Genomic DNA, 14,204 nt, shown 5'->3' on the forward strand with positions numbered 1-14,204 from the left:
CACGATAACTAAATAACTTAAATTTTATCTTACAGATGTGTGGGTAAAATTATCGAACCCTACTCTTATCTTTATTTACCGTCGTTTACCCTCACCGTCTAAATACCTTAATCTCCATCAAATCCTGTCAGGTATCTGTAGACTTAACCCCCAACTAATCGCCATAATGGTAAAATTATTCAGTTGCTATGGGGCCATGATGAATCAGGAAAAACTCTACATTGAAAAAGAGCTTAGCTGGTTATCGTTTAATGAACGGGTATTGCAGGAAGCTGCCGATAAAAGTAACCCTCTAATTGAACGCATCCGTTTTTTAGGTATCTATTCCAGCAATTTGGATGAATTCTATAAGGTACGTTTTGCCGATGTGAAACGCCGCATCCTGATTAAAGAAGAGCAAGGCTCCGCCTCCAGTTCCAGACATGTCCTGAAGAAAATTCAGGCTAAAGTACTCAAAACCGATCTGGAGTTTGACAATCTGTATAACGAACTGCTGTTGGAAATGGCACGTAATCAGGTTTTTCTGATTAATGAACGTCAACTATCCGAAAACCAGCAACTATGGCTACGTCACTATTTTAAAAACCATCTCAGACAGCATATTACGCCAATCCTGTTGAATAACGATATTAGCCTGCTTGAATTCCTGAAAGATGATTACACCTATTTAGCGGTTGAAATTATCGTTAACGCTGAGAAAAAAGAGTATGCGCTGTTGGAAATTCCCTCCAACAAAGTCTCTCGTTTCATTACATTACCACCAGAGCCACCGCGCCGCCGCAAGCCGATGATTTTGTTAGACAACATTATCCGCTTTTGTCTGGACGATATCTTTAAAGGCTTCTTTGATTATGATTCATTAAATGCCTACTCGATGAAAATGACTCGGGATGCCGAATATGATTTGGTGAATGAAATGGAGTCTAGTTGGCTGGAGCTGATGTCTTCCAGCCTGAAGCAACGTCTAACGGCTGAGCCAGTGCGTTTCGTTTATCAGCGCGATATGCCGAATGATATGGTAGAAATATTACGTAGGAAACTGGGTATCTCCTCCTATGACTCGGTTATTCCAGGCGGTCGCTATCATAACTTTAAAGACTTCATCAGTTTTCCTAACGTTGGCAAAGCTAATTTGGTCAACAAACCGCTACCACGTTTAAGACACATTTGGTTTAGTCATTTTCGCAATGGGTTTGATGCCATTAAAGAACGAGATGTCTTACTGTATTATCCTTACCATACCTTTGAGCATGTATTGGAATTAGTGCGTCAGGCCTCATTCGACCCTAGCGTACTAGCCATAAAAATTAATATTTATCGTGTCGCAAAAGATTCACGCATTGTGGAATCGATGATCAATGCCGCGCATAACGGTAAAAAGGTTACGGTGGTCGTTGAACTACAGGCGCGCTTTGACGAAGAGGCGAATATTCACTGGGCCAAGCGGTTAACCGAAGCCGGTGTACACGTCATTTTCTCTGCCCCTGGTCTGAAAATTCACGCCAAGCTCTTTTTAATTTCGCGCATTGAAGATGGGCAGATTGTACGCTATGCCCATATCGGTACTGGAAACTTCAACGAAAAAACCGCCCGCTTATATACCGACTTCTCTTTGTTAACCGCGGATTCGCGCATTACTAATGAAGTCCGCCGTGTCTTTAACTTTATTGAAAACCCCTACCGCCCGGTCAGCTTTGAGCATCTGTTAGTTTCACCACAAAACTCACGCTTAATGCTTAATAAATTAATCGATCGAGAAATTTCCTTTGCCCAAGCCGGCCTGAGTGCAGGAATTACATTAAAAGTTAACAGTCTGGTTGATAAAGAGCTGATTGACCGACTGTATGCGGCTTCCGGCGCTGGCGTAAAAATTCGTTTGATTGTACGCGGCATGTGTGCGCTGGTACCGAATATTCCTGGCGTAAGCGAAAACATTCAGGTTACCAGCATCGTTGACCGTTTTCTGGAACATGCTCGCGTCTATATTTTTGACAATCAAGGGGATAACCAAGTATTTATTTCCTCTGCAGATTGGATGACCCGTAACATTGATTACCGTATTGAAGTGGGTGTCGCTATTCTCGATCCGGTATTAAAGCAACGAGTTCTGGATATTATTGACCTACAGCTTGCCGATACGGTAAAAGCTCGAATTATTGATAAAGATCTGAGTAACCAATACGTTCCCAGAGGTAACCGCAGAAAAGTACGCTCACAAATTGCGATTTATGATTACCTAAAAAACCTTGAGCAATCACCCGCTTCAGAATTACCAGATTCAGCAGAGTAATAATAATGCCTTTGAACGACTCAATAACAACAAAACCACAAGAGATCGCAGCGATTGATTTGGGTTCCAACAGTTTTCATATGATTATCGCCCGGGTAGTTAACGGTGCACTGCAAGTTTTAGGCAGGGTCAAACAACGGGTCTATTTAGCCGATGGACTGGATAAAGACAATTACCTGAGTGAAGAGGCCATGGCCCGTGGATTAAGCTGCCTCAGTCTGTTTGCTGAGCGATTACAGGGGTTCTCACCGGATAGTGTACGAGTTGTTGGTACCCATACGCTTCGGCTAGCCGTCAATGGTCAGGAGTTTCTTCAGCGGGCCACCGAGATCCTGCCCTATCCTATTGAGATTATTTCTGGTCAGGAAGAAGCTCGTCTGATCTACATGGGGGTGGCCCATACACAACCAGAGAAAGGCAAAAAGCTAGTCATCGATATTGGCGGTGGTTCTACCGAATTAGTTATTGGTGAAGACTTCTCCCCTATTCTGGCAGAAAGTCGCCGCATGGGCTGCGTGAGTTTTTCTAAACAATTTTTCCCTAATGAAGAGATTAGCAAACAAAATTTTCATAAGGCTCAGCTGGCCACAGAACAAAAATTAGAGAATCTGGCCTGGCAATACCGTCTTCAAGGCTGGCAATACGCTTTAGGCGCTTCAGGTACCATTAAAGCGGTTCATAACGTTATCGTTGAAGAGCTGGCTGAACGGGATGGCATCATCACGCCGGAAAGACTGGCTCAAGTGGTCAACTTAACACTGAAATTTAAATCGTTTAGATCAATCGATCTGGATGGATTATCACCCGATCGCCAGAGCGTATTTGTGCCTGGGCTGGCAATTTTATGCGGTGTTTTTAATGCGCTGGATATTAAAGAGCTTAGATTGTCAGATGGAGCACTGCGTGAAGGCGTTCTGTATGAAATGGAAAGCCGTTTCCGCCATCAGGATATCAGAAGTCGGACAGCCATTAGTCTGGCGGAACACTATAATATCGACAGAGAACAAGCCAGCCGCGTTTTAGACACTACACAACAGCTCTATGCCCAATGGCTAGCCCAGAATAGTTCTCTGGCTAATCCACAATTGGAAGCGCTGCTTGGTTGGGCGGCTATGCTACATGAAGTGGGTTTAAGCATTAACCATAGTAATATGCAACGCCACTCCGCCTATATTCTCCAGAATACCAATCTACCTGGGTTTAATCAGGAGCATCAGCTGCTGTTGGCAACGTTGGTACGTTTTCACCGTAAAGGTATTAAGCTGGATGAACTTCCCAGTTTTAATCTGGTTAAAAAACGTCAGGTTATTCCCCTTATCCAATTGCTTCGTTTAGCCATTTTATTGAGTAATCAACGACAGGCCACGACAGCGCCGGAATACTTATGCCTTATTAGCGATGATTACCATATCACGCTGATTTTCCCTCAAGGCTATATGGATAAAAACAGTCTGGTTGCTGCTGACTTAGAACGGGAACAGGAATATTGGCAAGATGTCGCCGGCTGGAAGTTAAAATTGAAAAGCGATGACGAAAAAGTGAGAGCTGATTAACCCAATAAAAAACGCCAACAAATATGTTGGCGTTTTTTATTTCTTATAACATCGTGGCGATGATTAGAACTTATAACCTACACCGAACATAAATGCCCACGGATCAAGGCGAGTGCTGATGCTGTGATTAGTACGATTACCTGCGGCATCGGTAGAGGTAAAGTTAACGTCAGTATCGATGTTCATCCACCATACTGAAGTATTCACCATCCAGTTCTTATCAATGTTGTAGTCAACACCGGCCTGCAGTGCAACGCCCCAAGAATCATCAACGCTCAGGTTGCTTAAACCAGCGCCTTTACCGGTGTTATTAAATTCTTCACTAAAGAAGGTTGTATAGTTAATACCGGCTCCCAGATATGGACGCCATTGGCTCTCTTTAGTACCGAAATAATACTGTGCCATCAGAGATGGTGGTAAATGTTTAACTGTCGCAATGGTACCCGTCGCTTTTAAACCCACATCGTGTTTAAACGGAGTTGCGCCTAACAGTTCAATACCAATGTTATCTGTCACCATATAACCAAAGGTTAAACCTAGCTGGGTGTCATTATTAACGTTAAATGAACCTAAACCCATTACGTTGTCCGAACCTTCATTTGGTCTTACTGTGACTGACCCGGCACGGAAAAGAAAATCACCAGCTTGATGAGCAAAAGTCAGTGAAGGTGCAAGCGTGGCAGCAATTAAACAAACCAAAGGGAGTTTTTTCATTATCCATATTCCTTGAAGGGTTAATATGCGTGTGAATATACCTATTTAGAAGTAAAATTGATCCAACCCAGATCACAGTTCCTGACAAAAATTGACAAAATAGTGAACTAAACAAGTTAATTGTTTTCCTTTATATTCATATATTTGATTTGGATCAATCTTTCAAAAAACAACTCATGTGAATAAGTATCATGATTAAAATAATCTAAGTGCTAACAGTAACGCTTGTCAGTTAAAATTAATAACAACGAAAGTTTCGCCCACTATCAGTGCAGAGAATAATTTAACGTTGGTATACGTAGCCGAGCAAAGGGCGTTAGGGCGAACGCCCTCTGCATTGAAGGCTCCCCAGCGAAAACTGGGACCTCGACCTTAGGCCAAGCGTGAACATTAAGCTAAAACCTGGATTCCGGTTTTCACCGGAATGACGATAAATCTATGCCGTCATCCCAGCAAAAGCTGGGACCTCACCCTTAGGCCAAGCGTGGACATTAAGCTAAAACCTGGATTTCGGTTTTCACCGGAATGACGATAAATCTATGCCGTCATCCCAGCAAAAGCTGGGACCTCGCCCTTAGGCCAAACGTGGACATTAAGTTAAAACCTGGATTCCGGTTTTCACCGGAATGACAATAAATCTATGCCATCATCCCAGCAAAAGCTGGGACCTCGTCCTTAGGCCAAGCGTGGATATTAAGTTAAAACCTGGATTCCGGTTTTCACCAGAATGACGATAAATCGATGCCGTCATCCCAGCGAAAGCTGGGGAGCTCGACCTTAGGCCAAGCGTGGGCATTAAGCTCCTAGCCATCATATTTATTCCCTGTTATATCGGCAGTATAAACCTCGCTATATTTATTATCCCTTGATGACACAATAAACAGACCCCGCAGTGACAATAAGATGCAAGAGTTATGGCTAACAGGTTACAATCCTTCCCAGCGAACCAAATACCACCATCAACAGGAGACATTATGCCCATCACGGCCAATTCCCTCTTCCGTGACAGCGTAAACTTTATACGTAACCAACTATCCAGTTTTATTATGCTGGCATTACTGGCGTCATTTATTTCTTATATGCTATTTCAGGCCTTGGTACCCAATACCACTGAGCTACATAAAATCATTACTGATGCCATTGGCACCTCTCAAGTCAGTCGCTCAGAACTTCAGAGTGTGATAAATGGCATGTCTCGTGAGCAGCAGTTAAGCATTGTTGAAGCGGCAATGCCGTTATTTGGCGCAATGGGGCTGAGTTTTTTATTGAGTAACTTGTTGCTAATTGGTGGTGTAGTCACGCTGATTATGCAGGTTTCACAAGGCCACAAAACCAGCGCTCTACGGTCAATCGGTTCATCTGCAGCTTCTCTCCCCATGTTGTTGCTATTACTGGTGATTTCACTGCCGCTGATTTTCTTTGGTTTTTCTCTTTATCTGTTACCTGGAATATTTTTTATCTTTGTGTTGGTTATGGCACCCATTATCCTACTGGAGTCCAAACAGGGTCTGATTCATGCGATATCCACCAGTTGGAGCATGGCATTCAGCAACGTTAAGATTATCCTGCCGATAGTGCTATTTACTTTATCAGTTAAATTTATTCTATTTATACTGTCGGTTAATGTAGCGGCCTCATCACCCGTCGCTATCTCACTACTCGTAGATGCCATCAGCTATTTGGTTACCGCATTTATGTTTGTTTATCTATTTCGTCTGTATATGCAGGTCAAAGGTTAATCAGTCAACTAAAACCAAGATCCTGGTTTCCACCGGGATCTTGGTTAATCGGTCATAATGTACAGAGTGAAAATGCTTAATTAGCTGACATTGGGTGTAAACCGGCTTTTACTACACCCACAGCGCTAGACTCACTACTGTTCTTCTGGATTATGAGCACTTTCTTTACTTTGAATGAGTTTCAATGCCAGATAGAGATCCGGTACCAGCAATATATCTTCTTCTTTCATTGCTGGCCGGTTATCTTTAAACCATCGGGTCAGTTCCGTGCGACGCCCCGCCAACACTAATTTAACCTGACGAATCTTAAGATCGCGCTTCAATTCATCAATAGAAGCCAACACACTAATATCCGCATAGGTAAAGCTGGCTACGGCATCAATCACCACCCAACGCGGCTGAAATGGCGTACTGTCGACTAAATTCAAGATCCGGCGTTTAAAATAAGCCACATTAAAATAAGTTAGCGGTGAATTAAAACGATACATCATGACGCCCGGAACGGCTTTAATCGTATTGGTATTTCCTAACGAATGGATCATCCCGTCCTCATTAACACCTAAGAGCTGTTCTGTCGGCCGGAATACCGTGCGTAAGAACTGTAAGAGCCCCAATAGCACGGCTAAACCAATCCCTTGGATCACACCAATAAGCAACACGCAAACAAACGTAAAAATAGCCAGACTAAACGCTTGGCGGTTACGTCGCCGCAGGTTCCAAATGCCCTTGAGATCCATCAATGACCATGCGGCATAAACCAAAACTACGCCAAGAGCGGAAACCGGAATATATTGCAGTGGCTGAGTGAAAAAGATCACCACTAGCCCAATCACTAACGCAGCAATAATTGAGACCAGTTGGCTTTTCCCACCGTTGGCGTCATTGACGGCGGTTCGGGAATCCGCTCCGCTGATAGCAAATCCTTGCGACAATCCCGACATAATATTGGCGATTCCTAAGGCTCTAAACTCCGCATCAGCCTCAATATCATAGCCATTTTTAGCGGCAAAACTTCGAGCTGTCAGCATCAGACTAACAAAACTAATCAATGCCAGGTTTAGCGCGGGTATTACCAACTCACGAATCAAACCCGGCTGAAAACTGCCCCAGTGAACCACCGGTAAGCCAGAATCAAAACCCGAAGAACCAATCGTTTCCACCCCATATTGTTGAAGAGAGAAACCCCAAGCCAAAGCTGTGGCGACAATAATGGCAATCAATGGTGCAGGCCACTGACTGCGGAATTTTTTTATAATGATTAATAGCAGTAAGGTTAATGCAGACATACCCAACGTGGGCAGATGGCTATCCATAATTTGTAGCGGAATAGCCATCATTTTTTCGATCAACTGATTGGCATTGATTTGAATCCCCAAAATCTTAGCCACTTGCCCCACCATAATGGTAACGGCTACCCCATTTAGCAAACCGGTTAATATTGGCTGTGAGAGTAAATCAGCTAAAGCACCTAATCTGAATTTGCTGGCGAGTATGCACCACCCTCCCATAATCAGGGTCATAATAATGGTGAGTTGCCACTGTATTTCACTGTTCCCCGCCGCTAAAGGTGTCACTACCGCAGCAATAACGGCGCAGGTGGTCGCATCCGGTCCAACAATCAATTGACGAGAAGATCCAAATAGTGCATACGCAATCATCGGCAGAACGCAGGAATAAAGACCCACAATCGCCCCCACGTTGGCCAATTCAGCGTAAGCAATAGCGACAGGTAGCGCAACCGCTGCGACAGATAGTCCAGCCCGAACGTCTGCTTTCAGCCAACTTTTATCGTAGGCCAATAGGTTCTGTAATCCTGGCATCCATTTTAAAAGTGCTTTTGAAAACATATTATCCTCAGTGACCGGCCATTCAGCTATTCGGCAACCCTCATCCCAAACATACTACATAATGCATGGTTATCGCGGTTTAACAAAGTGTTGCGTGACTTATTATGCTTATTTTATAACGGGATGACGCTAATTTATGGTTTTGCTTCAGCAGCTCTTAAGTAAAAAACACAAAATATGCTTTCCGATTGCTATAAGAATATATCAACCGCTAAAATTAGCGTTGTTGGGCTAGGTATAATTCCTATTCATCGTTACCATGTGATGAATCACACCGTAATGATGCTTTACCGGCATACTTGGCAATAAATGAGTCGTTCGATAATTCGGCGATAGTGTAAACCTGATGCCAAATCCGGTATAGTCAGCGGCTTACTGACCAATGGAAAGATTTATGAAGCAGTTTTTAGACTTTTTACCCCTGATTGTATTTTTTACCTTTTATAAGCTTTACGACATTTTTGTTGCGTCAGGCGCCCTGATTGTTGCTACTGCCTTGGCTGTGGTTTATAGCCTGATAAAATATCGTAAAGTAGAAAAAATGATGCTCGTGACGTTTGCCATGGTGGTTGTTTTTGGCACGCTAACCATCGTTTTCCACTCCGATGAGTTTATCAAGTGGAAAGTTACCGCGATCTACACCCTATTCTCTCTGGCCCTACTCTTCAGTCAATTGGTTCTGAAAAAGATCTTGATAAAAAGTATGTTGGGGAAAGAAATCACTCTGCCTGAACATGTCTGGTCAAAATTAAACATTGCCTGGGCAGTATTCTTTCTAGGCTGCGGTTTACTCAATATCTATATTGCTTTCTGGCTATCGCTGGATATTTGGATGAACTTTAAAGTATTTGGATTAACCGGTATGACACTGGTCTTTACACTATTAAGCGGAATCTATATTTATCGTCATATTCCAGACGAGCAAAAAAATCCGGCAAAGAATAGGCAAGACTAGGTTGTAGAACCGCAATACTGGATCATAATACAAGAATAACGCTTTAACTTATGCGACTACTCCATCGAGAGTAGCGATGAGTTATGTAAAAATAATGAAAATTGTCGAATCATGGCTGACTAAATCAGCCATTATCTTTAACCAATAACGAACCGAATCAGAAATATATTATGAGTACACAAGAACGCACTCCTCGCGGAGAATTAGTCCTTCGAACCTTAGCTATGCCGGCAGATACTAATGCTAATGGTGATATCTTCGGTGGATGGATTATGTCACAGATGGATATTGGCGGCGCCATTATGGCCAAAGAGATAGCCCGAGGACGAGTGGTTACCGTTGCCGTGGATGCCATTACTTTTCTAAAACCCGTTACGGTGGGTGATGTGGTTTGCTGCTATGCCCACTGCCTTCGCACTGGCCGCAGTTCAATTACGGTCAACATGGAAGTTTGGGTTAAGAAGGTATCGTCAGAACCTATTGGTCAGCGTTATTGTGTCACTGAAGCCGTATTTACTTATGTTGCAGTTAACGATCTCAGTAAAGCCCGCTCTCTGCCTGAAGACAAGAAAAACCTGTCATTTGACTAATCATTGATGAGTTCTGATACATAACCAGCTATATCAGGACTCATCCATTAAGTCAGTTAACGGATCTGAGCCCCACCATCAATCTTGAACACAATAGTCATCTTCTTATCTTTCACCACCACCGGCGTATAGCGCCATTTCTTCAAGGCCGCTTTAATATCCCTCTCAAACATTCGTGGTGGATTAGCAGAAAGAATACGCACGTTCTCAACCCGACCGTCGTCATTGATATCAAACATAATTTCAACCTGCCCTTCAATCCGTCGATCGAAAGCCTGTTTTGGATAAGAAGGTTCTACCTGTTTTAACACTTTAGAGCCACTGGATGGTGCCGCCCCCAAAGTTGATGAGGTTGGGCCACTGGCTACCGGAGCAGTATTAGGACTTACCGCTGTACTTGTCGCCGGTTTATCTACGTTTGACTGCTGAACCGCCTCTTTTTTAGGCTCTTTTTTAGGTTCTTTTTTTCGTTCTTTCTTTGGCTGCGGTTTCGGCTGAGGAACGGGTTTTGGTTCAGGCTTAGGTTTAGGTTTTTCTATTTCAATCGGTTTTGGCTCTGGAATTGGCTCAGGTACAGGGTCTGGTATCGGTTCAACAACTTCAGGTTCACTTTTCGCTTCCGTTGCTGGCACATTTTGCTCCGCAGTCTCCGCTGGAGTCGCAAACATGGCTGGATTGACCATGATTACGTTCATTGGTGCGGATTCTTCAGCAATGGGAAGCATCATCTGATCTTTTATCGACGCGAAAACAAGTCCACCGATAAGCGATGCATGTAAGCAGATTGAAAACGTGAGCGGCCAGGAAAATCGACGCGCTAAAAAGAACTTTTTCAAAAAAGAGCCACTTTTAGGTTTTATGATAGCAATGATTCTAAATGAAAATGGTAATGATATTCAATATCAATTTGATGCTAATCTCAATGCACTGCCGTATCCATATCTAACGTAACATTTTGATTTTCATTTGTTGGCAACCGTAGCCGGCCATAAATTAGCATTGATGTCTTCTCAGAAATCACATAACTTACCCGCTGACGTAACTAACAATAACATTGAGGATGATACCGTGTTATATCTGATTTATGCTGAAGATGTCGCTAATACCCTTGAACAACGTCTTGCCGCTCGCCCTGCCCACTTAGCCCGTATGCAATTATTAAAAGATGCTGACAGATTAGTCCTTGCCGGTCCAAATCCCATTGCTGATAGTGAAGATCCTGGCAGCGCGGGTTTTTCTGGTTCAGTGATTATTGCCGACTTCACGAATTTGGAAGAAGCAAAAGCATGGGCCAGCAAGGATCCGTATATTGAAGCAGGCGTATACCAAAATGTGACGGTTAAACCATTTAAGCGGGTTTTCTAACTCAATCAGGGGTTCTGTTCCAGTACTATTTTGCAGAACCCCAATAAGCATGCTCGCAATATGTTAACACTGCTACTCATAGCTCTGTGCATAAAGCAATGAACGCTGCTGACGACCAAGCTGTTTTTCTGTCCTAATGTGGTGTATTCGGCTATTCCTGCGGGATTGTCCTTCCAACCAGCGGTTACGGCGACGTTGTGCCTGCCGTAGCATACGCCAGCGTCCAACTTCAGTACGGGATCTGTGCATAGTGACCAACATACTTCTGACAAACAAATGGTGGATTATTGTAGCGCATTTGATTTTGACTTTTAGCCAATTAAATCAAAAATTGAGTAACAAAAATCTACCGCTAAAAGTGAAGAAATGTTTTACCTTTTCATTACACTGCGTACACTCAACCTTCTACCACTAAAAGAAAACAGGATAGCGAATCTCCGATGACCACTTTTTATACGGTATTGAGCTGGTTACTGGTATTAGGTTACTGGTTATTAATTGCCGGTGTAACGTTAAGAGTGTTGATGAAACGGCGCTCCGTTCCATCCGCCATGGCCTGGTTGCTGGTCATTTATATTCTTCCATTAGTGGGTATCATTGCTTATCTATTATTTGGTGAACTACATCTGGGTAAGCGTCGCGCAGAGCGTGCTAAAGAGATGTGGCCTTCTACCGCAACTTGGCTGAGTGAATTAAAAAACTGCAAAAATATTTTTGCTACTCATATCAGCCCAGTTTCAGAACCACTGTTTCAACTTTGTGCTCACCGGCACGGTGTACCTGCGGTACGAGGTAACCAGCTTCAACTGCTAACCAGCACCGAAGACACCATGAAATCGCTGATTCGTGATATTGAATTAGCTGAACACAGCATCGAAATGGTGTTCTATATTTGGCAAAGCGGTGGGATGGTCGATAACGTAGCGGAAGCGCTGATGGCGGCTGCTCGTCGTGGTGTTCAATGCCGTTTGATGCTCGACTCAGCAGGCAGCATGCACTTTTTTCGTACCCCCTATCCAGCACTGATGCGCGAATCCGGAATTGAACTGGTCGAAGCCCTAAAGGTTAACGTTTTACGGGTTTTCTTGCGCCGTATGGATCTACGCCAGCACCGTAAAATCGTCATTATCGATAATAATATCGCCTATACCGGCAGCATGAATATGGTCGATCCTCGCTTCTTTAAACAAGGTGCCGGCGTTGGTCAGTGGATTGACTTAATGGCGCGGGCAGAAGGCCCTGCTGCAACAATGTTAGGCATCATTTATGCCTGCGACTGGGAAATTGAGACCGGTAAGCGCCAGCTTCCTGCTCCTCCTGATACCGCGATATTGCCGTTTGAGCAAGAAGCGGGTCATACTGTTCAGGTAATTGCTTCTGGCCCAGGGTTCCCAGAAGAAATGATTCATCAGGCGCTACTGACCTCCGTTTACTCTTCCAGAAAACAGCTCATTATGACCACACCTTATCTGGTGCCCAGTGATGACTTATTGCATGCCATTTGTACTGCCGCTTTGCGGGGAGTCGATGTTAATATTATCGTACCGAAAAAAAATGATTCCCTGATGGTGGGCTGGGCCAGCCGCTCATTTTTCTCAGAACTGCTCGAAGCTGGTGTCAAAATCTATCAGTTCGAAGATGGATTGCTACATACCAAAAGTGTGTTGGTTGATGGGCAGTTAAGCCTTGTTGGTACCGTCAATCTGGATATTCGTAGCCTGTGGTTAAACTTTGAAGTTACCATTGTTGTTGATGATAAAGCGTTTGGTGAAGATCTGGCCTGTGTACAAGAAGATTACATTGCCCGTTCAACATTATTAAACCCTGAAGAATGGTCAAAACGTCCAATGTGGCAACGAATCATAGAACGTTTGTTTTATTTCTTCAGTCCATTACTATAGCGACAAATTTCGACTTACTATTTTTATGGGTACACTAAATGGATATCACAGACTTTGATTTAAATAACCGATTAGATGAAGACGAAACGCTGGATCAAGCGTACGACATCTTTTTGGAACTGGCCTCAGACAACCTTGATCCTGCGGATGTCATCCTGTTTAACCTTCAATTTGAAGATCGTGGTGCTGCAGAACTTCACGATCCTTCAGATGAGTGGATTGAGCACGTAGACTTCGACTTAAATCCAGACTTCTTTGCTGAAGTGCTCATCGGGCTAACTAACGAACAGGATGAAGTTGATGACATTTTTGCCCGGATACTCATTAGCCGGGAAAAAGATCATAAATTCTGTCATATTCTGTGGAAAGAGTAATGTTTCTCTGAATGACCGGTTCAACAGATAATAAAAACCCCGTTGGTTTTAGCCAACGGGGTTTTTATTTGTCATCGTGAAATTAAGCCACTAAACCCGGAAAAGAAACTTTAATGCCGGTGATAATAAACTCAATGCCTAACGACATGAGTAATAAGCCCATAATACGAGTAACAACGTTAATACCCGTCTGACCTAATATACGCACTAACAGCGGTGCCGCTCTAAACAATAACCAGCAACAGAATGAGAAAAAGGCAATAGCAATAAAAAAACCTAGATAATCCATCCAGGTATTATAACGAGTACTCCAGACAATCGTTGAGCTGATCGCCCCCGGACCGGCCATTAACGGCAATGCTAATGGCACCACCCCGACATTATCACGAATAGCGGTTTCCGTTTTTTCCTGTTTATTCTGTTTGTCTTCCCCCAGTTTTCCACTAATCATCGACATCGCAATGGTGACAATCAAAATACCGCCAGCAATACGGAAAGAATCAATAGAAATGCCGAATAAATGTAATATTGCATCCCCCAGAAACAGAGAGCACCACAAAATAATCGCGACGGAAAGGTTGGCCGTTAGATTTGTTTTATCTCTGGCTGCTGGCGACTGATAGTTAGTCATACTAATGAAAACCGGAAGAATACCTACCGGATTAACCAATGCAAACATACCAACAAGGAACTTAATGTATCCCGATAAATCCAGCATGGCATGACCCATTTGGACTCCCTATAAAATAGAACAGTGGGTAAACAACCTAAACGGCGCTAATGTAATTGAGTTATCTTTTAAGGTCTAGCGCAAAAATCAGTTATAGAACCGAATAACCGAAAAAGTACTTAAGTATAAATCTAATATAGCAAAGC

At 43.3% G+C, this 14,204-nt stretch carries 13 protein-coding genes; 8 read left to right on the forward strand and 5 right to left on the reverse strand.

The features are described from left to right. The first annotated feature begins 199 nt into the window (after nt 1–199). Complete coding sequence (ppk1, locus tag EL341_RS10335) at nt 200–2,290, forward strand: polyphosphate kinase 1 (protein ID WP_126468264.1); 2,091 nt, start codon at nt 200–202, stop codon at nt 2,288–2,290. A gap of 5 nt (nt 2,291–2,295) precedes the next feature. Continuing rightward, nucleotides 2,296–3,843: an exopolyphosphatase gene (gene ppx, locus EL341_RS10340; protein WP_126467739.1), complete on the forward strand. Its 1,548-nt coding sequence runs from the start codon at nt 2,296–2,298 to the stop codon at nt 3,841–3,843. 63 nt (nt 3,844–3,906) lie between these two features. On the opposite strand, the gene ompW is transcribed toward ppx, so the two are convergent. After that, complete coding sequence (gene ompW, locus EL341_RS10345) at nt 3,907–4,557, reverse strand: outer membrane protein OmpW (protein WP_047781299.1); 651 nt, start codon at nt 4,555–4,557, stop codon at nt 3,907–3,909. 974 nt (nt 4,558–5,531) lie between these two features. Between ompW and EL341_RS10350 the strand changes: the two genes are divergently transcribed. Then, on the forward strand, nt 5,532–6,296 hold the full coding sequence (locus EL341_RS10350; protein WP_164720457.1) for a YciC family protein: 765 nt from the start codon (nt 5,532–5,534) through the stop codon (nt 6,294–6,296). A gap of 134 nt (nt 6,297–6,430) precedes the next feature. On the opposite strand, the gene EL341_RS10355 is transcribed toward EL341_RS10350, so the two are convergent. Continuing rightward, nucleotides 6,431–8,143 (reverse strand): SulP family inorganic anion transporter, encoded by a 1,713-nt coding sequence (locus tag EL341_RS10355; RefSeq protein WP_126467743.1) that lies wholly within the window; start codon nt 8,141–8,143, stop codon nt 6,431–6,433. Between the two features lie 394 nt (nt 8,144–8,537). Between EL341_RS10355 and EL341_RS10360 the strand changes: the two genes are divergently transcribed. Both EL341_RS10360 and yciA read left to right on the forward strand, forming a co-directional pair. Beyond that, nucleotides 8,538–9,098 carry a septation protein A gene (locus tag EL341_RS10360; RefSeq protein ID WP_047781302.1) on the forward strand — a complete coding sequence of 187 codons (561 nt, stop codon included), beginning with the start codon at nt 8,538–8,540 and terminating at the stop codon, nt 9,096–9,098. Nucleotides 9,099–9,268: 170 nt separating this feature from the next. Continuing rightward, nucleotides 9,269–9,688 carry an acyl-CoA thioester hydrolase YciA gene (gene yciA / locus EL341_RS10365; protein ID WP_047781303.1) on the forward strand — a complete coding sequence of 140 codons (420 nt, stop codon included), beginning with the start codon at nt 9,269–9,271 and terminating at the stop codon, nt 9,686–9,688. Nucleotides 9,689–9,744: 56 nt separating this feature from the next. On the opposite strand, the gene EL341_RS10370 is transcribed toward yciA, so the two are convergent. Then, complete coding sequence (locus tag EL341_RS10370; protein ID WP_232036553.1) at nt 9,745–10,416, reverse strand: TonB family protein; 672 nt, start codon at nt 10,414–10,416, stop codon at nt 9,745–9,747. Between the two features lie 340 nt (nt 10,417–10,756). On the opposite strand from EL341_RS10370, the gene EL341_RS10375 reads away from it, so the two are divergent. Continuing rightward, nucleotides 10,757–11,053, forward strand: a complete 297-nt coding sequence (locus EL341_RS10375; RefSeq protein ID WP_126467747.1) for a YciI family protein — start codon at nt 10,757–10,759, stop codon at nt 11,051–11,053. Between the two features lie 72 nt (nt 11,054–11,125). Here the strand turns inward: EL341_RS10375 and EL341_RS10380 are convergent, their stop codons facing one another. After that, nucleotides 11,126–11,302 (reverse strand): YciY family protein, encoded by a 177-nt coding sequence (locus EL341_RS10380; RefSeq protein ID WP_126467749.1) that lies wholly within the window; start codon nt 11,300–11,302, stop codon nt 11,126–11,128. Between the two features lie 191 nt (nt 11,303–11,493). Between EL341_RS10380 and cls the strand changes: the two genes are divergently transcribed. Further along, a complete protein-coding gene (gene cls, locus EL341_RS10385; protein WP_114986760.1) occupies nt 11,494–12,954 on the forward strand; it encodes a cardiolipin synthase in 1,461 nt (486 codons plus the stop codon). A gap of 38 nt (nt 12,955–12,992) precedes the next feature. After that, entirely contained in the window at nt 12,993–13,328 is a 336-nt protein-coding gene (locus tag EL341_RS10390; protein ID WP_047781306.1) for an HI1450 family dsDNA-mimic protein, read from the forward strand. An 82-nt stretch (nt 13,329–13,410) separates the two neighbouring features. Here EL341_RS10390 and EL341_RS10395 read toward each other — a convergent pair whose 3' ends face one another. Beyond that, on the reverse strand, nt 13,411–14,058 hold the full coding sequence (locus EL341_RS10395) for a YchE family NAAT transporter (RefSeq protein ID WP_047781307.1): 648 nt from the start codon (nt 14,056–14,058) through the stop codon (nt 13,411–13,413). Nucleotides 14,059–14,204 lie beyond the last annotated feature (146 nt).

This window comes from Pragia fontium (assembly GCF_900638655.1).
In the GTDB taxonomy this organism is placed as follows: Bacteria; Pseudomonadota; Gammaproteobacteria; order Enterobacterales; family Enterobacteriaceae; genus Pragia; species Pragia fontium.

What these genes read in the sequence shown, in the direction of transcription:
- ppk1 (WP_126468264.1), top strand. Translation starts at nt 200, where the DNA reads ATGAATCAGGAAAAACTCTACATTGAAAAAGAGCTTAGCTGGTTATCG.
- ppx (WP_126467739.1), top strand. Translation starts at nt 2,296, where the DNA reads ATGCCTTTGAACGACTCAATAACAACAAAACCACAAGAGATCGCAGCG.
- ompW (WP_047781299.1), bottom strand. Translation starts at nt 4,557, where the DNA reads ATGAAAAAACTCCCTTTGGTTTGTTTAATTGCTGCCACGCTTGCACCT.
- EL341_RS10350 (WP_164720457.1), top strand. Translation starts at nt 5,532, where the DNA reads ATGCCCATCACGGCCAATTCCCTCTTCCGTGACAGCGTAAACTTTATA.
- EL341_RS10355 (WP_126467743.1), bottom strand. Translation starts at nt 8,143, where the DNA reads ATGTTTTCAAAAGCACTTTTAAAATGGATGCCAGGATTACAGAACCTA.
- EL341_RS10360 (WP_047781302.1), top strand. Translation starts at nt 8,538, where the DNA reads ATGAAGCAGTTTTTAGACTTTTTACCCCTGATTGTATTTTTTACCTTT.
- yciA (WP_047781303.1), top strand. Translation starts at nt 9,269, where the DNA reads ATGAGTACACAAGAACGCACTCCTCGCGGAGAATTAGTCCTTCGAACC.
- EL341_RS10370 (WP_232036553.1), bottom strand. Translation starts at nt 10,416, where the DNA reads ATGATGCTTCCCATTGCTGAAGAATCCGCACCAATGAACGTAATCATG.
- EL341_RS10380 (WP_126467749.1), bottom strand. Translation starts at nt 11,302, where the DNA reads ATGCACAGATCCCGTACTGAAGTTGGACGCTGGCGTATGCTACGGCAG.
- cls (WP_114986760.1), top strand. Translation starts at nt 11,494, where the DNA reads ATGACCACTTTTTATACGGTATTGAGCTGGTTACTGGTATTAGGTTAC.
- EL341_RS10390 (WP_047781306.1), top strand. Translation starts at nt 12,993, where the DNA reads ATGGATATCACAGACTTTGATTTAAATAACCGATTAGATGAAGACGAA.
- EL341_RS10395 (WP_047781307.1), bottom strand. Translation starts at nt 14,058, where the DNA reads ATGGGTCATGCCATGCTGGATTTATCGGGATACATTAAGTTCCTTGTT.